Annotated in this window: 22 protein-coding genes, 1 tRNA gene and 1 other RNA gene; 16 read left to right on the forward strand and 8 right to left on the reverse strand. The window is 50.4% G+C overall.

The window, feature by feature from the left end; all coding sequences use genetic code 11:
• The first annotated feature begins 182 nt into the window (after nucleotides 1-182).
• The 10 genes from VMT62_04550 to VMT62_04595 all read left to right on the forward strand — a co-directional run bounded on the left by VMT62_04550 (nucleotide 183) and on the right by VMT62_04595 (nucleotide 10102).
• Nucleotides 183-974: an electron transfer flavoprotein subunit beta/FixA family protein gene (locus tag VMT62_04550; protein HVN95676.1), complete on the forward strand. Its 792-nt coding sequence runs from the start codon at nucleotides 183-185 to the stop codon at nucleotides 972-974.
• A 13-nt stretch (nucleotides 975-987) separates the two neighbouring features.
• Entirely contained in the window at nucleotides 988-1968 is a 981-nt protein-coding gene (locus VMT62_04555; GenBank protein ID HVN95677.1) for an electron transfer flavoprotein subunit alpha/FixB family protein, read from the forward strand.
• A gap of 1 nt (nucleotide 1969) precedes the next feature.
• Nucleotides 1970-3259, forward strand: a complete 1290-nt coding sequence (locus VMT62_04560) for an FAD-dependent oxidoreductase (GenBank protein ID HVN95678.1) — start codon at nucleotides 1970-1972, stop codon at nucleotides 3257-3259.
• Between the two features lie 12 nt (nucleotides 3260-3271).
• The gene (locus tag VMT62_04565; protein ID HVN95679.1) at nucleotides 3272-3550 is read left to right on the forward strand and encodes a 4Fe-4S dicluster domain-containing protein; all 279 of its coding nucleotides are present in this window, start codon (nucleotides 3272-3274) and stop codon (nucleotides 3548-3550) included.
• Nucleotides 3551-3733: 183 nt separating this feature from the next.
• Nucleotides 3734-5275 carry an adenylate/guanylate cyclase domain-containing protein gene (locus VMT62_04570; protein ID HVN95680.1) on the forward strand — a complete coding sequence of 514 codons (1542 nt, stop codon included), beginning with the start codon at nucleotides 3734-3736 and terminating at the stop codon, nucleotides 5273-5275.
• A gap of 344 nt (nucleotides 5276-5619) precedes the next feature.
• Nucleotides 5620-6456 (forward strand): electron transfer flavoprotein subunit beta/FixA family protein, encoded by an 837-nt coding sequence (locus VMT62_04575; protein ID HVN95681.1) that lies wholly within the window; start codon nucleotides 5620-5622, stop codon nucleotides 6454-6456.
• 5 nt (nucleotides 6457-6461) lie between these two features.
• Complete coding sequence (locus VMT62_04580) at nucleotides 6462-7727, forward strand: electron transfer flavoprotein subunit alpha (GenBank protein ID HVN95682.1); 1266 nt, start codon at nucleotides 6462-6464, stop codon at nucleotides 7725-7727.
• Nucleotides 7728-7731: 4 nt separating this feature from the next.
• Nucleotides 7732-9036 (forward strand): FAD-dependent oxidoreductase, encoded by a 1305-nt coding sequence (locus VMT62_04585; protein HVN95683.1) that lies wholly within the window; start codon nucleotides 7732-7734, stop codon nucleotides 9034-9036.
• Complete coding sequence (locus VMT62_04590) at nucleotides 9033-9314, forward strand: 4Fe-4S dicluster domain-containing protein (protein ID HVN95684.1); 282 nt, start codon at nucleotides 9033-9035, stop codon at nucleotides 9312-9314. The genes VMT62_04585 and VMT62_04590 overlap by 4 nt, the downstream gene beginning before the upstream one ends.
• Before the next feature lie 383 nt (nucleotides 9315-9697).
• On the forward strand, nucleotides 9698-10102 hold the full coding sequence (locus VMT62_04595; protein HVN95685.1) for a hypothetical protein: 405 nt from the start codon (nucleotides 9698-9700) through the stop codon (nucleotides 10100-10102).
• Here the strand turns inward: VMT62_04595 and dacB are convergent.
• From dacB to VMT62_04630, 7 genes are all read right to left on the reverse strand, one after another.
• Nucleotides 10084-11709 carry a D-alanyl-D-alanine carboxypeptidase/D-alanyl-D-alanine-endopeptidase gene (gene dacB, locus VMT62_04600; protein ID HVN95686.1) on the reverse strand — a complete coding sequence of 542 codons (1626 nt, stop codon included), beginning with the start codon at nucleotides 11707-11709 and terminating at the stop codon, nucleotides 10084-10086. The genes VMT62_04595 and dacB overlap by 19 nt on opposite strands.
• Nucleotides 11675-13315: a glycosyltransferase family 39 protein gene (locus VMT62_04605; protein ID HVN95687.1), complete on the reverse strand. Its 1641-nt coding sequence runs from the start codon at nucleotides 13313-13315 to the stop codon at nucleotides 11675-11677. The genes dacB and VMT62_04605 overlap by 35 nt, the downstream gene beginning before the upstream one ends.
• Before the next feature lie 10 nt (nucleotides 13316-13325).
• Nucleotides 13326-13880 (reverse strand): AAA family ATPase, encoded by a 555-nt coding sequence (locus VMT62_04610; protein HVN95688.1) that lies wholly within the window; start codon nucleotides 13878-13880, stop codon nucleotides 13326-13328.
• 122 nt (nucleotides 13881-14002) lie between these two features.
• An RNA gene (rnpB, locus tag VMT62_04615) (RNase P RNA component class A) lies at nucleotides 14003-14365 on the reverse strand.
• Complete coding sequence (locus VMT62_04620; protein HVN95689.1) at nucleotides 14358-14759, reverse strand: ribonuclease HI family protein; 402 nt, start codon at nucleotides 14757-14759, stop codon at nucleotides 14358-14360. The genes rnpB and VMT62_04620 overlap by 8 nt, the downstream gene beginning before the upstream one ends.
• Nucleotides 14756-15466, reverse strand: coding sequence for a C4-type zinc ribbon domain-containing protein (locus tag VMT62_04625; protein ID HVN95690.1), 711 nt, complete (start codon nucleotides 15464-15466; stop codon nucleotides 14756-14758). The genes VMT62_04620 and VMT62_04625 overlap by 4 nt, the downstream gene beginning before the upstream one ends.
• 110 nt (nucleotides 15467-15576) lie before the next feature.
• Nucleotides 15577-15649 (reverse strand) — tRNA-Ile (locus VMT62_04630).
• Between the two features lie 234 nt (nucleotides 15650-15883).
• Here VMT62_04630 and VMT62_04635 point away from each other — a divergent pair.
• The 5 genes from VMT62_04635 to VMT62_04655 all read left to right on the forward strand — a co-directional run bounded on the left by VMT62_04635 (nucleotide 15884) and on the right by VMT62_04655 (nucleotide 20763).
• Nucleotides 15884-17230 carry an NADP-dependent malic enzyme gene (locus VMT62_04635; protein HVN95691.1) on the forward strand — a complete coding sequence of 449 codons (1347 nt, stop codon included), beginning with the start codon at nucleotides 15884-15886 and terminating at the stop codon, nucleotides 17228-17230.
• Between the two features lie 3 nt (nucleotides 17231-17233).
• Entirely contained in the window at nucleotides 17234-18073 is an 840-nt protein-coding gene (locus tag VMT62_04640) for a fumarate hydratase (protein HVN95692.1), read from the forward strand.
• A 55-nt stretch (nucleotides 18074-18128) separates the two neighbouring features.
• A complete protein-coding gene (locus VMT62_04645) occupies nucleotides 18129-18680 on the forward strand; it encodes a Fe-S-containing hydro-lyase (protein HVN95693.1) in 552 nt (183 codons plus the stop codon).
• A 61-nt stretch (nucleotides 18681-18741) separates the two neighbouring features.
• On the forward strand, nucleotides 18742-19839 hold the full coding sequence (locus VMT62_04650; GenBank protein ID HVN95694.1) for an inositol-3-phosphate synthase: 1098 nt from the start codon (nucleotides 18742-18744) through the stop codon (nucleotides 19837-19839).
• Nucleotides 19840-20154: 315 nt separating this feature from the next.
• Complete coding sequence (locus tag VMT62_04655; protein HVN95695.1) at nucleotides 20155-20763, forward strand: CDP-alcohol phosphatidyltransferase family protein; 609 nt, start codon at nucleotides 20155-20157, stop codon at nucleotides 20761-20763.
• A gap of 35 nt (nucleotides 20764-20798) precedes the next feature.
• Here VMT62_04655 and ispG read toward each other — a convergent pair whose 3' ends face one another.
• Entirely contained in the window at nucleotides 20799-21863 is a 1065-nt protein-coding gene (gene ispG, locus VMT62_04660) for a flavodoxin-dependent (E)-4-hydroxy-3-methylbut-2-enyl-diphosphate synthase (protein HVN95696.1), read from the reverse strand.
• A gap of 188 nt (nucleotides 21864-22051) precedes the next feature.
• Between ispG and VMT62_04665 the strand changes: the two genes are divergently transcribed.
• A complete protein-coding gene (locus VMT62_04665) occupies nucleotides 22052-22780 on the forward strand; it encodes a TerC family protein (protein HVN95697.1) in 729 nt (242 codons plus the stop codon).
• Nucleotides 22781-22797: the final 17 nt, after the last annotated feature.

Below are 22797 nucleotides of genomic sequence, written 5' to 3' on the forward strand. Positions count from 1 at the left end.
TTAAGCTTTAATTACCCCCTTTTCAACACACCGCATAAAGGAACTTCTGAATTTTTGCTTGACAAATGGCCTCCATTCATAAAATATAGTATGCGAAATTTTGTCGTTTCACATGCTTGAAGATCAAAAGATCTGCATGATTTGACGCAGGAGAGGGTGATGCGCGAGAGGGAGGACGGAAAGTGAATATTCTGGTTTTTATTAAACAGGTGGCTGATACGGAAGCGAGAATCGTGATCAACAATGACCGAAACGCGCTGGAAATAGAGAATAAGTATGCCATTAATTTTTTCGATGAATTTGCCGTGGAAGAAGCAGTGAGAATCAAAGAAAGCATGAAAGAGGTCCGGGTTACGGTTTGCACGTACGGTCCGCCGAGGGCAATAGAGGCGCTCCGGACTGCTGTGGCCATGGGGGCTGATAGGGCCTTTCTCATTGACAGTACCGTTCATGAAAGCGATGACCCCCTAATCATCGCAGAGACGCTCGCATCCTTCGCCACGTCAGATGGTTTCGATCTTATTCTGTGCGGGAGACAGGCCATTGATGACGAGAACGCGAACATAGGCCCCATGGTCGCCGAGTATCTGACAATCCCGCATGTAAGCAGGGTCACTAAGATTGAGGTCCTTGACGGGAAGCGAATCAAAGTTGAAAGCGAGATCGAAGGAGGTAAACAGATTTCTCAGGTGGAAATGCCCGCCCTCCTTACTGCTCAGAAAGGACTTAACGAGCCTCGTGTGCCGCTCATTACCGGTGTCATGAAGGCCATGAAGACAGAAATACCGACGATTGATCCATCAACCCTTAAGGTGGCAAGTCCAAGCTTAAGCAAAAACGGGTCGGATATAACGATCCTCTCTTATGAACCCCCTGCACAGAGGCCGCCAGTGAAGATCGTGGAGGGTGAAACCCCCGAGGAGAAAGTGAGAAACCTTGTGAAGGCATTGAAGGCAGATGCAAAGGTGATATGAGAGGAGGAACATAATGCCGAAAGATATTTTCGTTCTCGTAGAGTGCAAGGACCGCTCAGTTCGCAAAGCGTCCCTTGAAATACTTTCCAAAGGCAAGCAGATAGCGGGCAAGCTCGGATGCGAGGTATGCGCCGTTATCATGGGAAACGACATAAAGGATCTTGCTGAATCCCTGAAAGCCTACGCGGACAAGGTAATCGTGGCGAACCATGCGATGCTTCACGAGTATAGCTGGGACACCTATACAATGGCGTCCGAGCAGATTCTCAAAAAATACGTGCCGCGGATGGTTCTCGGCGCTTCCACCGTGACCGGAAAAGATTTCTTTCCCAGGCTCGCGGTAAGGCTTAAGGGTTCGATCGTATCCGATGCCATCGGAATAGATGTGAACGAAAGCATTATCAGGATCAAGAAACCCCTCTACGGCGGAAAAGTCTTTTCCTGGATCGAATGCAAGGGAGATTCAACAGCCTTTGTCACCTTCAGGCCCAACTCATTTACCGTGGAGAAGAGGGATCTCGACGGAGAGATCGTTGAAGAACAGTTGCAGATTAATCCGGATCCTCGACTGGTCAGACTAAGTGTGGAAAAGACAGCCTCCAAGAAGGTCGATCTCCAGGAGACTGATTTTATTATCTGTGGCGGCAGGGGCATGAAGGGTCCGGAACATTTTCAGTTGCTCGAAGAGATAGCCGATCTTTCGGGGGGAAGAGTGGGCGCGTCTCGTTCCGTCGTGGACAGCAAGTGGAGAGATTATGATGATCAGATCGGCAAGAGCGGCAAGACGGTATCGCCCAAGCTCTACATAGGCTGTGGCGTGTCCGGGGCTCTCCACCATATTATGGGCATGGATACGTCTAAGGTGATCGTGGCTATTAACAAAGATCCCAAAGCCCCGATCTTTCAATACGCCGACTATGGAATCATTGACGATCTTTTTACCGTGCTCCCCGTGCTCAAGGAAGAGCTGAAGAGAGTCAGAGAAGAAAGCTAAGATGGAAAAGATTGACGTTGTCGTAGTGGGTGCCGGACTCGCGGGACTTTCCTGCGCATACAAGCTCGCCGAAAAAGGGCTTCAAGTTATCGTTGTAGAGAGAGGAGATTTCCCCGGGAGCAAAAACGTGACCGGCGGACGCCTTTACACTCTGCCGATAAAGCCTTTTATCGGCGATATGCTTGACGAAGCTCCTTTCGAGAGGCAGGTCGTTCGTGAGCGTCTGAGCCTTCTCGCGAAAGAGAATTCGATCACCGTAGATTTTACCGGTGATCGATTAAGAAGAGAGGGGCACAGCTACACGGTGCTCCGCGCGCGCTTTGACAGATGGCTCTCGGAAAAGTTGACGTCAAAGGGCGTTTTCGTCATATCCAGGCATAAGGTTGACGATTTGATCTGGGAGGAAGGCTTGGTGTCAGGTATCAGGGCAGGCAGCGAGGAGATTCGCGCTCACGTCGTGGTCGCATCGGATGGTGTGCTCTCGTTTATGGCGGAAAAGGCAGGGCTCAAATCCAGGCTGGCACCAGAGAGATACGCCCTGGCTATGAAAGAGATCATAGAACTGCCCGAGGGAAAGATAAATGACAGATTCAACGTAGAGACGGGCCAAGGCGTTGCACACCTATTTGCAGGTGACGTAACAAAGGGTATTTTCGGAGGTGGATTTCTTTATACCAACAGAGATACGGTTTCCATAGGCGTGGTGGCCGGTATAGAGGGGCTCATGGAAAGGACCCCTCCTATTGATGCGTACACCCTGATTGACGCCTTCAAAGAACGCTACGAGATAAGAAGGCTCTTGGACGGAGGAAATCTCGTCGAATATTCGGCCCACATCATACCCGAGGGCGGATATAAATCCCTCTCCAAGCTCTATGGCAACGGTATCATCGTAACCGGGGACGCGGCCGGTTTTGCGCTGAACATGGGTGTCACGGTGCGCGGTATGGATTTTGCGATAGTTTCCGGAATCCTTGCTGCTGAGACCATTTTTCAAGCGAAAGACAGGGGAGATTTTTCTGCGGCGAGCCTCGCATCATACGAAAAACGATTGCGAGAAACCTTCGTATTGCAGGACTTCGAGGCCTCCCGCGAGATGACCGAATATCTTGAGCACGAAGACTTCTTTTCCTTCTATCCCGAACGTTTTCCCGGTTTTTTGGAAAAGATCATGTGGTTCGGGGAAGGCCCTAAGGAGAGATTAGGAAGATCCCTGTGGAATGAACTCAAGTCATCAGGCATGCTCAGTTTTAAAAGAATAAAAGACCTCTACCATATAAGAAAGATCTGAGGTGGATAGAATATGCGCATAGACGAAAAGCTGGCCCTCGATGCCTTTAAGACCGATAAGGAAAGCCATATCAGGATTGATCATGCGACATGCAGGGCAAAGTGTACCACCAGGTACTGCTTGTTTGTGTGCCCCGGTCACCTGTACGAATATGATGAGGAACACGACGAAATGAAAGTAGAGTACGCAGGATGCCTCGAATGCGGCACATGTATGGTTGCGTGCAAAGAGGGTGCGATCAACTGGGTTTACCCGCGCGGCGAATTCGGCGTTCAGTATCGACATGGTTAGGCTCACTCGTAATGATCCGGCTTCATTGGCTTTTTGCCAATACAACCCAATTTATTCTGAAAGTTTTTGGATAATTTCCTCACCTATTACTTAAAGTGTACAATTAAACTGCGTGATTAGACTCACATTTTTTTCTTGACAATTGTTTTAAACTGTATATTATTTACTCTATGACGGTATGCCATGCAAGATACCAAGAGTGATAATTTGCAGTTTAAGAGCGAAAATGAAAAGTGGATCAGTAGCGAGGAGTTGCTGAGCAAGTGCGACATCTCTCGATCCACCCTGAATAACTACATAAAGGTAGGTATCGTACCAAGACCAAATATCATAAAGAATGCCGATGAAAGCTTGGTCGTTTGTTTCCCCATAGGGGTTGTGGATATAGTCAACAAGGTGAAGCGGGCTAGGGATGAGGGGGAAACAATGGAGGAAATCATCAAACGGATGAAGGAGCAGCAGGCAGACGATCATAGCGTTCAAATCGACAAAAAAAACACGCTCTTAGACGAAAAAGTTAAGAAAATACTGGAAATAGGTGGCAACGGACTGCGGCTCACTTTGGAGGACCTCCGTACTCCCGCCTATCTTCTCAACTATCAATTCGAAATTGAATGGATCAATGCACAGGCCGAAGAGTCAATCTTTGGTAAAAGCATCAAGACGATCAGGGATGTTGAATACAGGAACGTTTTTCGTCTGTTTCTCAACTGGGAATTCAGCCATTTCATAAAGAACTGGGAAGAATTCCTCAACTATCACATGACCTTTTTCAGGGCAAAATCGAAGAAGGAGAATATCGACAGTCTTTACACGGGCATATCCGGTAAGGAAGTAGATTACCTGCAGAAGGCCTTCGATAAGGCCAAGGATATACCCATGGAAAAGATCTACCAACAGCCCGTCACCGTTGCGGAAAAGGGTAAGCCCGAGGAAAAGTACGTTACCTATACGACGTTTTTTAGAGAAGGTATGTTCTTCCTCTATTTGTCGGCCGATAACGTGCCCGAAGGCATCACCGAGTACCTGTCGAACCGTGAGATGGTGGTGAGAGACCTCTTGCAAAAAAGACTGCCGACTCTTGTTTCGTTCAGCGTACTGGTCGCTGACCTTCAGAGTTCTGTGCGCATATGTGCCGAGCTCCAACCGGAAGAATATTTCGAACTGATAAACTCTATGTGGAGGCTCCTCGAAGAGTCCTTCAAGAAATTCAATGGTATCTTTGGAAAGCGGATAGGCGATGGTGTTGTCTATTACTTTCTCAAGAAGCAGGATCCCAATTACATCATGAATTCGATCAACTGTGCACTGGAGATTCGTGAAAGAATGGAACGGTTCTCCAGCGAGTGGAAGATTCGTAAGAAATGGATCAATGACCTTTACCTCAATATGGGTATCAATGAGGGCCGTGAATATTTCAGTACAACCACCCCGTCGTCGACGAACGTAGAGTTTACCGCCCTGGGCGACACCATCAACTACGCTTCGAGACTCTCAAATCTGGCCCGGTTTGGCTCGATTATTACGACGAAAAACCTTATGAACGAACTCACCGAAGAAAATAGGAACACGCTACGTTTCGGCGTAACCAAACGGATCCATGACAGAGATGTCTTTGTTGAGAAAGTCTTCTCGCGCGTGGTCGATCTCGCGAGCGGTGATGACACAAGCAAACAGAGATTTGTTGATATTGCGGCCCTTCCGGTCACGGAGATTATCGGATAGGCGTGATCGGTATATAAGCGGCCCGCAAAAGCAATCCTAAACAAATTTATATCCAGCAAGCCCTAACGTCGGACTCTTTCGTCGCAACCCGAGCCTGGTATCGCGCGCAATTGCCCTTGACGCATCTTTTCTCACCTCCTGCGACCACGGCCTTTCGGCCGCCTTGTAAGGTGCGCTTAAGCCCGTGCTGCGCAATTACGCGGCCTTTCTTGGCCGATAGGCGAGCCTCGGAAATCTTCGATAGCGGTCGCCATGCCTGGCTATCTATCTTTTTGTACTTATATTATATGAGATGAGCATAGGTCGATCCGTAATTCGTATTCTTAACTGACGAAGGATGTGGCATGCACGTTGTCTGTTGCATAAAGCAGGTACCTGATACTGCGGAGGTGAAGATTGATCCGGAAACCAATACGCTGATTCGGGCAGGGGTAGAGTCGATCGCCAATCCTTATGATATGGTGGCCCTTGAGGCGGCATTATCCATAAAAGACAGGTACGGCGGACGCGTCACCGCAGTGAGTATGGGACCGCCTCAAGCCGAAGAGGTGTTAAGAGAGGCAATAGCCCTGGGCGCTGATCAGGCAGTGCTTCTTTCTGACCGGGCGTTTGCCGGGGCCGATACGCTCGCGACGGGCTATACGCTTACAAAGGCCATCGAGCATATCGGACGTACTAACCCCGTGGATCTGATTCTCTGTGGAAAGCAGGCCATCGACGGAGATACCGCCCAGGTTGGACCGGGTGTCGCCACCGGCCTCGGTTATACCCAGTTGACCTATGTTGTTAAGATCAGAGAGATTGATGAAAAAGCCCGTACCATCACGGTAGAGCGGAAAGTCGAAGGCGGCTCGCAAGTCGTCCGGGGTGTAATTCCCGCCGTGCTTACCTGTGAGCTCGATCTCGCGAAGCCGAGACGGGCTTCTCTTCCCCGGCTCATGCATTCCATCCGGATTGATATTCCTGTATGGAACGGTGCAACCATCGAGGCGGACCCCGATAGGCTCGGCTTAAAGGGCTCTCCCACGTGGGTGAGAAAGATATTCTCCCCTCCTCTGAAGCAAGGAGGACCGCTTCTTGACGCTCGCGATGAAGTTGACGAGGCAGTGGAGAAGTGCCTGAGCATCATACTGCTCGATGAAACATTTGCCTCAAAGTTGCTGAAGCGCGAGGTGCTCTGAACGATATGCCTAAGAATTCAAAGGGTATCGAAATAGCCGAGATTATTTCCGACAAGTGTATCGGATGTCAGATCTGTGTTGCTGAATGCCCTGTGGGTGCGATTGAGATGTCCGGTGGCACTGCGGTCATAGATCCCGAAGTCTGCATCGGCTGCGGCAAATGTTTCGATGTCTGTCCTGTGAATGCCGTCAAGTTTGAAAGGATACGGCGAAAGGGAACCACCATCAGGAAGGAAGAGACCGTAAACGTTGCCCTTGCCAACTATCAGGGCGTTGCCATCTTTATTGAGATAAGGGATGGTCGGGGGGCACCGGTTTCATGGGAGCTTGCCGGGGCGGCATGTGAATTGGCGCAAAAGCTCAAGACCAAAGTGATCGGTTTTCTTATCGGCAGGGATGCGGGCCATATCGCTCAAGAGGCAATCGCGTACGGATGTGACGAAGTCCATGTAGTTGACGACCCTTTGCTTGGAACCTATTTTTCAAAGTCTTACGGGGCTGCGCTGGCCAACCTCTGTCGCACCGTGAAACCGGCGATCGTACTCATCGGAGCCACGTCCGTCGGCAGGGATTTGGCGAGCGTGGTCGCCACCGAGATTCAAACAGGACTGACGGCGGACTGCACAAGCCTTGATATCGATGAAGAAAAGAAGATGCTCCTCATGACAAGACCCACATTCGGAGGTAACATCATGGCCACCATCTTCTGTGAGCGCCATCGCCCGCAGATGAGCACGGTTCGGCCAAAAGTCTTCCGGCTTCATCCGAAGGACAATACCAGGACGGGCAGTATATACGCATATCCGTACACGCCTCCCCTGGGAGCTGTTCCCGAGATCATTGATTTCATAAGGGATGCGGCAGATACGGACGCCGTTGATATCACAAGGTTTCCTGCGCTCGTTGTCGCGGGAAAGGGGGCGTGTGATCCCGAGACCATGCCCATGCTTCAACAACTTGCCGATCTCGTCGGAGGGGTGGTAGCGTGTTCAAGGCCTGTTGTCGAAGCCGGTTTGATGCCCTACGAGCGTCAGGTCGGCCAGACGGGGAAGACCGTGGCGCCGGATCTCTATCTCGCAATCGGGGTGTCAGGGGCCGTACAGCATCTTGTGGGCATGCAGGGTTCAGCCAAGGTCGTTGCGGTTAACTCCGATCCGAGGGCGCCCATCTTCAGTGTTGCTGATGCGGGGATCGTGGGCGACTACAGACAGGTAGTGCCGGTGATGATCGAAAAGTTGCGGATACGGGCAAACCGTATCAGATCAGGATAATGATATGCAGGAAAGATTTGATGTAGCCATCGTGGGCGCGGGACCGGCAGGCATCTCGGCGGCATATATCCTCGCCAGCAAAGGCATTAAGACGGTAATTTTTGAGCGGGGAATGTATCCCGGGGCCAAGAATATTTCGGGAGGCGTTCTCTACGGACATGACCTGGCGGAGATTATCCCGGATTTCATGGACCGGGATTGCCCCGTTGAGCGCAATATCATTGAATCACGACTCTGGTATCTCGCGAGGGATGGCGGATATAGCGTGGCCTTTAGGGATAGGGTATTCGCAGAGAAAAAACCGTTCAATTCGTTTACGGTTGGGCGGGCAAAATTCGACCGGTGGTTTGCGAATCAAGCACAATCACAGGGCGTCCTTCTTGTGCCAGGCACGGTGGTGACGGGTTTACTCAGAAACAGCCGGAACCACGTCGTCGGTATTCAAACGGATCGCCCCGATGGAGCAACGGAATCAAGGGTGGTGTTGCTTGGCGACGGAATCAACTCGGCCCTCGCGGCTAAGACAGGATTTCGTCCTGAGCCGCGGCCTCGTGATGTGGCGCTTGCGGTCAAAGAGGTTATTGAGCTATCCGAGGAGACGATCAATGAGCGGTTCGGGGTGACAACAGGCCAGGGGGTGACTGCAGAAATCTTGGGGGAGATGACCGGCGGCATGGACGGCATCGCGGTGATCTACACGAATAAAAAGTCTCTCTCCCTTTGCATAGGGGCCAATCTTTCCGACCTTATGGAACGGAAGATCAGACCGTATGAAATGCTGGAAGAGTTTAAATCCCACCCCATGGTAGTGCCTCTGATCAAAGACGGGCAACCCAAGGAATACATGGCCCATTGGATAGCCGAGGGTGGGTACGACAGTATCCCCCGGCTCTCAGGCGACGGGTTTCTTATTGCCGGTGATTCCGGTATGTTGTTTAACGCCCTGCACCGCGAGGGGTCTAATATGGCGATGACGTCCGGCCGGTTAGCAGCCGAGACCATTATCGAAGCTTTCAATAAGGGCGACTTCACGCAACACGGATTGGCGGGCTACGCGGATCGGTTGCGGAACTCCTATATCATGCCTGATATGAAGAAGTACCGGGGCTTCAACGAATTCCGGCTTCACCATCATGAACTTTTTACGGTGCTGCCTGAGCTCGCAAGCTTTGCAGCCCGTCAAATGCTTACCGTGGACGGAAAGCCGAAGAAGGTGAAACAAAAAGCCATTTGGAGAAAGATCAGGCGAGATATCTCACTACGAAGATTGCTTAAGATCTTCTGGCACGGATTAAGGAGTGTAAGATGACCGCAAAGGTTGAAGACAAACTGTTCCTCGACCGTTTTCGCGTGGACGAAACTGCCCATATCCGGATCGTTGACCCGACAATCTGCATGAACGCATGCGAGGAGCAGCCCTGTCTCTACTTTTGCCCTGCCAATGTGTACAGACTCGAAAAAGACCGGATCAGCGTCTCCTACGAGGGATGCCTGGAATGTGGCTCCTGCCGCATCGGCTGCCCTCATCTCAATATCGAATGGCGATTTCCCACGGGGGGATATGGCATAAGCCACAGATTCGGATAGACAGACACACCGTTACGGTCAGTCGCGTTAAGATCGCATGCTGCAGTGCCCCTTGAAAGTGCGCCTTATGATGACTTATCTTCGATAATAGGATGCAGGTTCTAAACGGGGCGGAAAGCAACACTCTCGAATGGGCGAAGAAGGTGAGCCAATCATGGAGCGATCAAATCTGTGGGTCAAGACTTCTTTCTTAAGACCCCTGTGGTGGGTCATTCACTTCGTCGGCATATCGGCGGTCTACGCAATCGGTCATTTGCTGTGGAGATAACATGATACGCCACTTCATGAGATTCAAGCCGGGCTGGTGGATTCTGCACGCGGCTGCGGTGGCCTTTACGCTCTACCTGGGACATGCGGTCAAATTCTTTTGACGGATGGGAAACATGATAAGAAGATCGCTCATCTTTGCCCTCCTTTTTCTCGCGCTCGGCGGCTTTATGCTGCACTTGAGAATACATCACTTTATGATCGCCGACAAAATGAGTCCCGGAGCGCTTCATTTCAGTGGGACATATTTCTTGTCGAATCTTATGCCTTTCATCGATGTGTTTCTGGTGACAACCCTCTTCCTGTTCAGAAAAACGGCCGCATACGGGTATCTGTTAAACGGCCTCATCGTTATATTCGGTACCATATTGATGACCCATTTTAGCATCGCCTCTTTTATGGTCAAGCACGTCCCCCCGAGTCAGTGGATTATGAATTCCTTGCTACCTGACATCGGCGTGGCGTGGGCTGATTTCTTTGTAGGCAAGGCCCTGTACGACTACTACCTGGGTCGAACCTGATGGCGCGTGCGCGCACGTGCATTAAAAGCGCTTACATGCAGATTCTGCCTTCGGGAAAAGCTTGAGAGTTTCTGAAGAATGCGGTTGTAAAGACCGTCGACAACCGTTCTGTCGCCATCATAGTTGTTGCAGAGGAATGAGAAGGCGATGAGCTCACCGTCCGATGTAGTGACGTAGCCTGAGAGGTTTCTCACGTGCATCATTGTCCCCGTTTTCGCACGGATCGGGGAGGAAAGCGCTTCATGCGGCCAGTTCTTCAGAGTGCCCTCTTGACCGGGGCTCGCAAGAGAATCATAGAACACGTTAAAATAGGCGTTTGCCGCCATGATACGGAGGAGGCTAACGGTCTGTTCCGGTGTAATGAGATTAAGCCGCGAGAGCCCGGAACCGTCTGCCATGAAGAGCCCTCGCGTATCGAGTCCGGCTTTGGCGAGGATATCCCTGACGGTTTTCATAGCCTGCGCAGAGTCGCCCTGTCTCTGATTCTCTCTGGCGAGCGTGAGAAACAATTGTTCGGTATAGAGATTATTGCTGATTCTGTTTATGACCTTGAGAATTTCGGATAGTTTAGGGGAACGGTAGACGGCAAGAGTGCGCAGGGATGATGCGGACACGCCGGTAGGTAGCGGGCCGAAATCTCTAATTTGGGAACATTCACCCTGCAGGCAGACTATTTTTCCGTGGAGCGCCACACCTTTCATGGTCAAACTTTCTTTAAAAACAAATGCGCCGAACTCAGCCGGATTTTTCACGGACAAATATTTCACGGAATTTCCGTGATTGACAGGGACAACACCCGATACAACAATCGTATATGGATCTGCCCCGTAAGCTACCCCAACGTCAAAGCTTTCGCGTGAATCGGCAGTCACGGCGGCGTTCAGGATTTTCATATACCGGGTCATAGGCTCGATTTCTACCGTGGCGGGTGCGCCTGAGCTTCCTGCCGGGGATATAGTAAGGGCGAGGCAATTATTGTTGAATGAAAAGGCGTCTCTTGGGACCGAATAACAGCGATCCATATCATCTATGCGCCAGCCCATTCCAAAAGGACTGTCATTGAAATAAGAGTTGTCTACAATAATATCGCCCTCGATCTGATTGATGCCTGCTCGTATAAGCGAATCGGCCCACGCCTCAAAGACTTCTGTGGGGTTATTGTGGTTAAAATAGCCGGATATAGTCGGATCACCGGAAGCGACTATAATCAAGTTTCCCTTGAGGACCCCTGATTCGACGGCGGCATCAGTCATTACCTTCGTTTCATAGGTAAAATCGGGCGACAGAGATAAGAGGGCTGCAGCAGACGTGAAAAGCTTCATATTCGATGCAGGGATGAAGCGTTTTTTTTGGTTGAGCGTAAAGAGCGGCTCGCCGGTTCTTGCCCACTCGACCGCGATCCCGAGTTCGCTGGACTCAAATGCCTCTTCCTTTACCATCTGAGACAGTTCTTTCTTAAGCTTTGCAATCTTTGTGGTTTCAGCCGCTGTGACCTCGCTGAAGGGTATTAAAAAAAGGAGCGCTGACAGCACGATCGCCGAAATAGTTTCTACGGCTCGCCTCAAGGGCCTGTCAGTAATTTGCAACAAGGCATCTATCGTTTTCACATGCGCGCACATGGATCCGTCCTGGGAAGTGTTCTTCAAGAGTCTTTATCCTCTTTTGCTTTGTCACAAAAAGGACGTTCTTTTCTGACGAGACGAGATCGAGAAACGCCGCATCGCTGATAAAAATGTCCTTTGCGTCTTCATACTTGGCGCCCATCTCGAGCTCTCCCGTATACGAGGCTATGGTAATGCCACGCCTCATATAAAAGGGAAGCGTCTGGTCATAGGATGAATAGTCGATGACATAGTCTGCCTTGGCCTTTTCCTGATTGATCATGACGGCGAGGTTTTTGGCTGTGTTCAGTCTGTCAACCACGCCGAGGTTGAGAAGTATCCCACACACCACGGCAAATGAAAAAAACGAAAGAAGGATAACAATCCGTGAATACCTGGTTAGGCCTCCGGACAGAAACAAAAAGCCTGCAATGAAAGAGCAAAGGGATATCCATATGGAAAAAAGAGCGAGGTTCTTCATGATGAGGGGCGCATCGGTCGACATGTTCTTTACGTACGCACTCAAAGGAGAGAAAGAAAGAAGCGCTGCGGCCAGCGCGAAAATGAGAAAAATGAACGCATAAACGAGACCTTCGGCCCATCTGTTCGCTAAGGACCCCCATTTTTCCTGGAAGAAGTGGCCGAGTACCATGGCAAGCGGCGGAAATACGGGCAGGATATACGGCGGCAGCTTTGACCCCGATATACTGAAGAAGACGAAGACAACGGCGGCCCAGATCACCATGAGTCTGAGACTTTTATCCCTAAAGAGGTGCGCCATGGCCCGTGGTATGAATATAGACCAGGGAAACATGCCTCCGAACAAAACCGGAAGGAAATAGTAAATGGGGCCGCTCCTGTTATGTCTTGACGTCAGGAATCTGAGGAAGTGCTGGTCCACAAAGAAAAAATAGAGGAACTCCTTTTCCCTGAATGATATGGCTACAATCCAGGGGAGCGTGATGACGAGGTAGATAGCGAGACCCCGTATCAGTCTCATCTCCGGTACAAAATGAAGGTTATGCTCGGTAACAAGGAAAATGAGGATTGTAGCGCCGAGCAATATAAGGGCTACAGGCCCCTTTGCCAGGGTTGCGGCGCCAAGGACTGCATAAAAGAGATAGATGAAGAAAGGTTTCCTTTCCCTATAGAACTCATGGAAGGAGAGGAGCGCGAGGAACAGACAGAGCGTGAAAAGCATGTCGATGGTAACAATTCTCGCCATAGCAAAAAAGCCGAAACAGGTGATGAGTATGATGGACGACAGAAACGCCGACTCCCGGCCGAGCCATCGCCGGGCGAAGATAAAAAGAAAAAGAACACAGAGCAGGGCACTGAGCGCATTAGGGAACCTGAAGGACCATTCGTTTGTGCGCAACACTTTAAACGACAACGCGTCGACCCAATAGAGCAGAGGTGGCTTTTCGAAATACCTGACGTAGTTGAGATGGGGCACGATGTAGTCGTGGAGTTCGTTCATCTCGCGGGGTATCTCCGCGTATCTTCCTTCATCGGGTTCTTTCAGGGAATAGTCGCCTATGCCGTAGAACAGAACGGCATAAGAGAGGATGAGAAGCGCGAGGATTTGTTTTATTTGTCGGTCTTTCGTCATCTGTGGCTGGTCATTTAACCGATGTGGCCCTCAACGGTTCTGGTGTGGATGTTTTGACCAGGGCATCGAGGTCGGCCAGGGCCTCATCCATGGTGCCCGTGTTGAGTATATATGCGTCGGCGAGAGCCACAGGGACGGCTGTCCCGTACGCTATTTCTCGTAAATCCCTTTCATCAAAGGCCGAGGGGAGGTCATCCGCTCTGGCGCGCGATTTCATCCGGTCACGCCTTGTCTGTCGCGGGGTGACAAATGCGATAACGAGACAGCCGGTCTCACTGCGGATCAGCTCAATTTCGGGCCATGAGCGCATCCCTTCCACAAAAACAATGGGACTCTCGCATGCAAGAGCCGCCGAAAGCGCCATTCGGGTAACACCCATGCCATCTTCACCCCGCATTTCGGTAGAGACAATGCTGGTGTTTTCCGCGCTCGCGTTAAGGCCTCTTTTCGCGATCTCCCGGCGCACGATATCGCCCGTCGCAAAGTACGGGATCAAGCGTTCCTCCGCGTAGAGGCGGGCTATGTTCTTGCCCGATGCAGGCATTCCCACGACAACGAAAACCATTCCGACCTCCTTCATCGAAAAGCACCATTCCTCTCAACAAGGGGCGACGAGCTTACTCGTTGGCGACTTCTCCTGCGCATAGATCAGGTTCCAGAATCATAACTTCAAACGTGTCAGAAATCTAAAAAGGGTAGACTGTAAGCCGGGTTCTGTTTTCCGCGCAAGCGGAACGGTGATCATTCCTCTGAAGATCCAGGTTGCCCTGAACCTTTTGCGGCCTACCCGGGTTTAGGACGGGCCATCCCTGTCGCCTTTCGGCGACACCCTCTTTGGCCTTGCATCGAATGGGGTTTGCCAAGCCGCCCGGTCACCCGGACGCTGGTGAGCTCTTACCTCACCTTTTCACCCTTACCCCTTTAAGGCGGGGCGGTATATTTTCTGTTGCACTTTCCTTAGGGTTGCCCCCAGTTCTCGTTAAGAACCATTCTGCCCCTTGATGCCCGGACTTTCCTCAGGTTTTCACCCGCGATCACCCGTCTACCCTTTTTGTATACCATTCTTCGCAAGCTTATCGGCAATCCTGTTACGTTCCCTTGGTATATATTGTATTGCAAAATGGTCGAAATTGCCCACAATTTTTTTTACCTCAAGCACATATTGCCGCATTCTATCGTTATGTATTTTGTATGCACCGGTTACCTGATTTGCCACGAGCTGAGAATCGGTATAAACGATGACATCTCTTGCAGCATATTCTATGGCCTTATGCAAGCCCCTGACGAGCGCCTCATATTCAGCCATATTGTTCGTCATGGTTCCGAGAGAAATGCTCTCTTGAAGTACCTCCCGCCCGTTGCCGTCGCGGATATAGATACCCGCGCCGGAATCTCCCGGATTGCCGGAGGAAGCCCCGTCTACGTAAATCTCCCAGGCCATCATTCGTTTTCTATGAAATAGAGTATCCTGTTGCAACTCGGACACTGTATGAGTTCTTTATTCTTCGTGACCTCGATGAAGAGCTGAGGGGGTATATTCATGTAACAGCCGAGACAGACCCCGCCTTTTACATTGACGACCGCGACTCCGTTTCTTTTTTCCGCGAGCATCCTGTAGATGGACCTCAGTCGGTCGCTCACAACGGATAAAAGATTATCCCGTTCCGTCTTAAGTTTTTCTATGATCTTGTCCACGGATTGCATCTCTTTTTCAATCTTACCTTTCTCCGCTTCGATCTCTTTCTCCCTTTTCTTGAGATGTGCTGCGGAAGAGACCTGGTCTTTCTTTAAATCTTCCACTTTATCCATTAAGACGAGGACATCCTCTTCAATCTGATCATTAGCTGCCTTGACCGTCTCTATCTCTTTGAGCATGGCCTGGTATTCTTTATTTGTTTTTACTTCGTAGAGCTTGGCTTCGAGTTTCTTGATTTTATCCTTATCGACTTCCAGTTCCTTTTCTTTCTTTTTGCGCTCTTTTTCAAGCTCCTCGATGATCTCTTTCTCTTTTTCTGCTTTGGTTTTTAGGCCGTTCAACTCCTCATCCATTTTTTGTATTGCTTTTGGGGCATAGGATAATTTGCGTTCCTTCTCGATTATCTGCAGTTCAATTTTCTGTGCTTCATAGATGGTGCTTAATTCTTGCTCCACGTGAGGTCCTCCGAAAATTTAAAGGGGGTGCACCATATGGTGCACCCCCTCTTATTAGAGTCTGGCGTTTGTCTCGGACATAAATTTGTTTTTTTCATATCATTTAAATATGGGCCCACCTGGGTTCGAACCAGGGACCTACCGGTTATGAGCCGGTGGCTCTTCCAGCTGAGCTATAGGCCCATCATGTGCATATAAAATAAGCGATTTTGACATGCTTTGTCAATGGTTCTATTGAGTTTGGGCTGTCAATTGAATGATGGATGCGGGTCCTTGCCGATTTGCGAGCGGCGGCATCCCGTTCTTTGCGCCTGTCGACGGAGCATGAACATGCATTACGTGAGATTGTTATTTTCTTTTTGTAAAATTCTTTATACAATGTTCCAGTCTGTTTAAGCGCCAAGATCAGGAGAAATCATGAAGAATTCAAAAGTGACCAAGGAAGAACTCATAGCAAATGCAAAGAAACCGGCTCAGGATGCCATGAAAATGCATCCCTACTACAAGGGCAAGATCGAGGTCGTGCCTAAATGTGTCATCAGAGACATCAATGATTTTGCCATATGGTACACGCCGGGGGTAGCTGAACCGTGCAAAGAAATCCACGCTCATCCCGAGAAGGTTTTTGAATATACCAACAAGGCCAATATGGTGGGGATAGTGACGGACGGGACAAGGGTCCTGGGCTTAGGCGATATAGGGCCTCTGGCCGGACTGCCCGTTATGGAGGGGAAGGCGTTACTCTTTAAGTACCTGGGCGGTGTAGATGCTTTTCCTATCTGCCTCGATACAAAAGACCCCGATGAAATCATACGCACGGTCAAGATCATAGCGCCTGCTTTTGGAGGCATAAACCTGGAAGATATAGAGAACCCCAAATGCTTCTATGTGCTCGAAAAACTCCGGGCGGAAGCGCCCATTCCCGTTTGGCACGACGACCAGCAGGGGACCGCGGCGGTGACCCTTGCAGGACTTATCAATGCCCTGAAGGTTGTCAAAAAGAAGTTGAGTGACGCGAAAATCACCATGATCGGCATAGGCGCTGCTAACGTGTGTATTGTAAGAATGCTCATTAAGGCGGGGGCGGACCCCAAAAAGATCATTGTTGTGGATAGCAAGGGTATTCTCAACAGAAAAAGGGATGATATAGAGCCTGCCCGAAAGGAAAAGATAGAGCTCTGTCAGATGACAAACGGTGAGAACAGGGATGGCGGCATCGGCGAAGCCATGAAGGGCCAGGATGTGGTTATCGCCCTTTCAAAACAAGGCCCTGACGTGATTGAAAAGGCCTGGGTCGCTGGCATGGCGGACAACGCGGTTGTATTTGTGTGCGCTAACCCCATACCCGAAATGTGGCCATGGGATGCCAAAGAAGCGGGCGCGCGAATAGTTGCCACGGGCAGGAGTGATTTTCCCAATCAGGTCAATAATTCCATAGGCTTTCCGGCAATATTCAGAGGTACCCTTGACGTTATGGCGCGGACTATTACGGACGAGATGTGTATTGCCGCCGCCATGGAATTGGCGCGCTGCGCTGAAGATAAAGGTTTGAGCGAGGACTATCTCCTCCCCACTATGGATGAATGGGAGGTATTCCCCAGGGAAGCAACCGCCGTTGGCAAAAAGGCCATGGAACAGAAGGTGGCACGCCTTAATTTGAGTGAAAAAGAACTGTTTGCCATGGCCGAGGCCAAGATAAAAAGGGCGAGAGACGAGGTAGGGCTTCTCATGGAAAAAGGCATCATCGTTCCCTATTCGGAGTGAACCATGCGGGAGATTGACAGTGAAAAGATCATCTCAGCCGTAGAAGCCCTGTTTATCGACGCCAATATTAACCTGTCGCAGGGTATTCTGGACGCTATAGGCGATGCCGTTGAACGGGAGGAATCTCCCCAGGGAAAAGAAGTCTTGAGAGAGCTGCTCCACAACGCCGAGATCGCGGGAGCAGAAAAACTCCCTGTGTGCCAGGACACTGGCTTGGCCGTCACGTTTGTCGAGTTGGGACAAGATGTGCATATTACCGGTGGAAGCCTTTCCGACGCCGTTACCGAGGGAGCGAGGAGGGCCTACCGGAAAGGATATCTGCGAAAATCCTGTTGCCATCCACTCACAAGGAAGAATACGGGAGACAATACACCTCCTATTATACATATGAAAATCGTCCCCGGTGACGCGATAAAGATTACCGCCATGCCCAAGGGTGGTGGAAGTGAGAACTACGGTGAAGTGCGGATGTTAACCCCTGCGGAGGGGAAGGAAGGTATTAGAAGATTCGCCCTCGAAATGGTCGAAAAGGGGGGACCGAATCCCTGTCCGCCGATCATAGTGGGCGTGGGTATCGGCGGTAATCTGGAGACAGCGGCCGGGCTTTCAAAGCAGGCGTTGATGCGACCTTTGGGCATAAGGCACGAGGAAAGCGACATTGCCGCTCTCGAGATGGAGATCCTTCACGATATAAATAGGACAGGGATTGGACCTCAGGGTTACGGGGGAACGGTAACCGCGCTGGAGGTCCATGTCGAGATCATGCCGTGTCACATAGCATCCCTCCCGGTTGCCGTAAACATACAATGCCATGCACATCGGTTGAAAGAGATCGTACTGTAGGTACTGTTTATTTACGAATAAGCCGCGTAGGCAGGCTTCTTTGGCGGGGTAAATTGTGGATATAAAAAAGATTAACGCTCCTCTCAGCGATCAGGTTACAAGGGAACTTACAACCGGTGAAAAGGTGCTTTTGAGTGGTTATATTTATACGGCACGGGATACGGCCCACAAAAGGTTCATGGAGGTCCTGAAGTCAGGCGAAAAGCTGCCTTTTGAGACAAAGGGCCAGGTCATTTACTATTGTGGACCCTCGCCGGCTGCCCCGGGAAGGGTCATCGGGGCGTGCGGTCCCACGACCAGCTCGAGAATGGATGTGTATACGCCCCAACTGCTGGCGCTCGGTTTAAAAGGCATGATCGGTAAGGGAAAACGTTCGCCTGCGGTGAGAGAGGCGTTAAAGAAGTTTCAGGCGGTCTATTTCGGGGCGACGGGTGGGGCAGGCGCTCTTCTGGCTCAACATGTTATCTCCTCGGAGGTCGTAGCCTATGAAGATCTTGGGCCCGAGGCCGTTCTCAAACTGGGGGTTAGAGACATGCCGCTTTTTGTCATAAATGATATCTATGGCAATGACCTTTATGAGCAAGGTATGGAGCGATACCGCAAATGAAATATCGTTTTCTTTTGACTTTTCATGACAAATAGCTTAAAAGAAAAAAAATTCACGAGGGATGATGATGCGGGAAATTCGTGTTGCTGTGACAGGCATCGGTAACTGTGCAAGTTCGCTCATTCAAGGGCTTCACTATTACGCAGGCAGACAGAAGGAAATGATAGGCCTCATGCACTACGATATCTGTGGGTACAAACCGGCGGATATCAGAATCGTCGCTGCCTTCGACGTGGACAAGAGAAAAGTCGGAAAACCCCTTGAACAGGCAATCTTTTCTTCACCCAATTGCACAAAAACCATCACGAAAGATATCCCGCGGTCAAACGTGACGGTATCGATGGGGCACGTTCTTGACGGTGTCTCGCCTCACATGAAAGAGTATCCTCCGGAACGTACCTTCATCGTTTCTAAAGATAGTCCCTGCGACGTGGTAAAAACGCTTAAGGAGAGACAGGTTGAGATTCTTATTAATTATCTGCCTGTGGGCTCTGAAAAAGCGGCCCGGTATTACGCCCAGTGTTGTCTCGAAAGCGGCGTTAGCTTCGTAAACTGCATCCCCGTATTTATCGCATCGGACAAGGAATGGGCAAACAAATTCAAGCAGAAGAAGATTCCTGTTATCGGTGATGACGTGAAGTCTCAGATTGGTGCCACAATTATTCACAGGACCCTTACAAAGCTGTTCAGCGACAGAGGCGTCACCATCGACAGGACATATCAGTTGAATACCGGTGGGAACACAGATTTTCTCAATATGCTGAACAGAGATCGTCTCGTTTCCAAAAAGATTTCCAAGACTGAGGCCGTCCAATCGATGCTCGACATGCCCCTGCTTCCCGAGAATATTCATATCGGCCCCTCAGACTACGTGCCATGGCAAAAGGACAATAAAGTCTGCTTCATGCGTCTGGAGGGCAGAATTTTCGGCGATATACCGATCGATCTTGAGCTACGACTCTCCGTAGAAGATTCCCCTAACAGCGCCGGATGTATGATTGACGCCATCAGATGCTGCAAGGTTGCTCGCGACAGACGCGTAGGCGGCGTTCTTGAATCAATATCCGCTTATACCATGAAACATCCTATCCATCAGTACCCTGACGAGATTGCCCGCACCATGGTGGAGCAGTTCATACGAGGCGAGAGAGAAAGATAGACCCGTTTTGGGACCCTCGATATTAAGAGTAGCTGGCAGGATGATGCTTTCTCGCGGGTGAGTCTGTTCATGAACGATTCGATGTGCGAATAAACCGGAGCGACGACCCTATCATTAAGCAAATTCAAGGAGCGTGAAGGTATGTGCGTGCGAACCCTTTAGCTCATTCATGAGCGAGAAGGGGTGGCCGGGTACCCGCTTGCGGGTGTAGCTTCGCTGATGGAGGGGGCGACGTGAGCCCCAGGACGTAGATAGACAGCTCATTCATGAGCGAGAAGGGGTGGCTCCGACAGCTTCGCTGATGGAGGGGGCGACGTGAGCCCCAGAAGAAGGTATTGCCTGATAAGCTTGAAACTCAATCATTCTCTTGATCCGCTTATTCTTAAGGTCTACCGTTTTGTCCTGAGGGACAGGAAGGTCAATCCCAATACCCTCACCGTCTGGGGCACGGTTCTTGGATTTGCTTCATCAATCTGCATCGCTTGCGGATGGTTCTTGTCCGGCGCTCTGCTGCTTCTTATGTCGGGGTTCTTTGATCTGCTCGATGGGGCGCTCGCTCGCGACACCGATAGCGTCACCAGTTTCGGAGGCTTTCTCGATTCAGTGCTCGACCGCTATACCGATCTCGCTGTGATGGGCGGGATATTCGTGTTCTTTGTCTTGCACGGTTCCGTGCGCTACTCCGTTGTGACATTCGTGGCAACCATCGGTACCGCCGTCATACCCTACGCGAGGGCAAGGGCAGAAGCGGCTTCTATTCGATGCAGGTCAGGTCTGTTGGAGAGACCGGAGCGGGTTATACTCCTACTCGTAGGCCTTTTTTTGCCGCCATTGTTGCCCTCCGTGATTCTGGTTCTGGCTGTTTTGACTCACGTGACGGTCATTCAACGCATAGTTCATGTGAGAAGAGCGGTCGGCAGATAAAAAGCCTTTCGGCCTCCTTCTCCCCGCCTTGTTTTTCAGGTTATCATGTTGTGGATTTCTTCTTTGAGGACATTCTTGGCCAGTTCTTTGGATATACCTGTCTTGACCACAGTTCCCTTCTTGAAGAGGATGGCTTTGTTCGCTCCGAAGGCGATACCGATATCGGCCTCCTTTGCCTCGCCCGGGCCGTTGACCTCGCAGCCCATGATGGCCACATTCAGATAGTCATCAAAGTCGGTAATCTCCTGTTCGAACTCTTGCACGATGTCCATAAGGTTTCGTGTTTTGCACCTTCCACAGGTGGGACAGGATATGATGTTAATCCCTCTTTTTCTGAGGCCCATATCACGCAGAATATGATATGCGGCAATAACTTCAAAGACGGGATTACCCGTGAGGGAGACCCTTATGGTGTCGCCGATTCCTTCATACAGGAGAATGCCAATGCCGATCGCAGACTTGATGGCCCCGGAAAATATAGGTCCCGCCTCGGTAATGCCGACGTGTAGCGGATAATGAGACTGTTTTGCGAATTTCTTGTAGGCCTCGACGGTTTGGTAAATGTCTGAGGCCTTGAGCGATACCTTGAGTTCCGTCCAACCGGCATCTTCAAAGAGTTTCGTGTAGTAGAGAGCGCTCTCCACCATTGCATCAGCCGAGGGCTTTTTGTACCGTTTCAGAATCCGTTTCTCGATGGACCCGGTATTCATGCCTATCCTGATGGGTGTTTTTGTATCCCTCGCCGCGTTGGCCACTTCCTGCACCTTGTGGACATTATTGATCGTGCCGGGGTTGATTCTGACGGCGTCCACACCAAGTTCCATTGCCCTGAGTGCTATTTTATGATTGAAATGAACATCCCCAATAATCGGTATGTCCACCTCTTTCTTCAAGAAAGGAATGATCTTGCAGGTTTCTTCCTGGGGCAGGGCAATTCGTACGAGCTCGCATCCGGCCTTCTTTAGCTCTCTCGTCTGGCTAAGCGTAGCCTGGAAATCCTCCGGATCGGTCTTCAACATGGACTGGACAACGATCGGACTGTCTCCGCCCACGAACACGTTGCCTACCTTGATCTTCTTTGTTCGTTTTCTTTTTGTCATAGCACGGTGTGGCCGGTTACTGGATGCCCCTATCATAACTGGCTTTGTCGCCCTTGTCAATGATCGCTTTTTCACGAGCGTGATTTATTTTGTTGAATGATCTCGAATAATTCTTGTATATTAGTTCAGCGTGCTTTGCTGGTGGTCGACAGCTTTGATCGACAAAAAACTAAAAGGGGGTAAACAGAGTGGACTTAGGCATACTGGGACAAATTCATTTTACCTTAGAGTATCTCCTCGCCTTCTTAAGCATCATTGTGATCAATCTTATCCTTTCCGGTGACAACGCCGTTGTTATTGCCATGGCTGTGAGGACGCTGCCTCATAAGCAGCGCATGAAAGGTATATTCTTTGGAGCCGCCGCCGCGGTCGTGCTGAGGATCGTGCTCACCTTCTTCGTGATGAAGCTCTTGAATATCAGTTTCCTCAAATTTGTCGGCGGGTCTGTGATCCTCTGGATCGCGGTCAAGCTGTTTATCGAAGGGGCAGGAGGGGAAGAAGTAAAACAGGAAGCCAAATCAATCGTGCAGGCGGTATGGGTCATTCTTGTAGCCGACATTACCATGTCCATAGACAATATCCTCGCAGTGGCGGGGGCGGCTAAGGGTAACCTGTTTCTCCTTATTGTGGGGCTTACTATCAGCATCTTCTTTGTCGTTTTTGCGAGTAACATTCTTGCCATGCTCATGGACAAATACCCCGTTATTGTCTATTTCGGCGCCGCCATTCTCGGAAAAGTCGGCGGGGAAATGATAATCGGTGACGCCTACGTGGTGAGCCTGATCCATCCTTCGCAGTGGCTCGTCTATGGCGTTGAAGCGTTTTTCGCCGCCATGGTTATTGTGGTAGGCAAATTATGGTTGCGATGGAAGCTTGCCAAAGAGGAACGGAAAGAAAAGCTCGTTTCTCATAACTAACGCACACTGAGGAGGTT

Source organism: Syntrophorhabdaceae bacterium (assembly GCA_035541755.1).
GTDB lineage: Bacteria > Desulfobacterota > Syntrophorhabdia > Syntrophorhabdales > Syntrophorhabdaceae > PNOF01.

What these genes read in the sequence shown, in the direction of transcription:
- VMT62_04595 (HVN95685.1), top strand. Translation starts at nt 9,698, where the DNA reads ATGATAAGAAGATCGCTCATCTTTGCCCTCCTTTTTCTCGCGCTCGGC.
- VMT62_04635 (HVN95691.1), top strand. Translation starts at nt 15,884, where the DNA reads ATGAAGAATTCAAAAGTGACCAAGGAAGAACTCATAGCAAATGCAAAG.
- ispG (HVN95696.1), bottom strand. Translation starts at nt 21,863, where the DNA reads ATGACAAAAAGAAAACGAACAAAGAAGATCAAGGTAGGCAACGTGTTC.
- VMT62_04605 (HVN95687.1), bottom strand. Translation starts at nt 13,315, where the DNA reads ATGACGAAAGACCGACAAATAAAACAAATCCTCGCGCTTCTCATCCTC.
- VMT62_04555 (HVN95677.1), top strand. Translation starts at nt 988, where the DNA reads ATGCCGAAAGATATTTTCGTTCTCGTAGAGTGCAAGGACCGCTCAGTT.
- VMT62_04580 (HVN95682.1), top strand. Translation starts at nt 6,462, where the DNA reads ATGCCTAAGAATTCAAAGGGTATCGAAATAGCCGAGATTATTTCCGAC.
- VMT62_04610 (HVN95688.1), bottom strand. Translation starts at nt 13,880, where the DNA reads ATGGTTTTCGTTGTCGTGGGAATGCCTGCATCGGGCAAGAACATAGCC.
- VMT62_04570 (HVN95680.1), top strand. Translation starts at nt 3,734, where the DNA reads ATGCAAGATACCAAGAGTGATAATTTGCAGTTTAAGAGCGAAAATGAA.
- VMT62_04565 (HVN95679.1), top strand. Translation starts at nt 3,272, where the DNA reads ATGCGCATAGACGAAAAGCTGGCCCTCGATGCCTTTAAGACCGATAAG.
- VMT62_04560 (HVN95678.1), top strand. Translation starts at nt 1,970, where the DNA reads ATGGAAAAGATTGACGTTGTCGTAGTGGGTGCCGGACTCGCGGGACTT.
- VMT62_04640 (HVN95692.1), top strand. Translation starts at nt 17,234, where the DNA reads ATGCGGGAGATTGACAGTGAAAAGATCATCTCAGCCGTAGAAGCCCTG.
- VMT62_04585 (HVN95683.1), top strand. Translation starts at nt 7,732, where the DNA reads ATGCAGGAAAGATTTGATGTAGCCATCGTGGGCGCGGGACCGGCAGGC.
- VMT62_04575 (HVN95681.1), top strand. Translation starts at nt 5,620, where the DNA reads ATGCACGTTGTCTGTTGCATAAAGCAGGTACCTGATACTGCGGAGGTG.
- VMT62_04650 (HVN95694.1), top strand. Translation starts at nt 18,742, where the DNA reads ATGATGATGCGGGAAATTCGTGTTGCTGTGACAGGCATCGGTAACTGT.
- VMT62_04620 (HVN95689.1), bottom strand. Translation starts at nt 14,759, where the DNA reads ATGATGGCCTGGGAGATTTACGTAGACGGGGCTTCCTCCGGCAATCCG.
- VMT62_04590 (HVN95684.1), top strand. Translation starts at nt 9,033, where the DNA reads ATGACCGCAAAGGTTGAAGACAAACTGTTCCTCGACCGTTTTCGCGTG.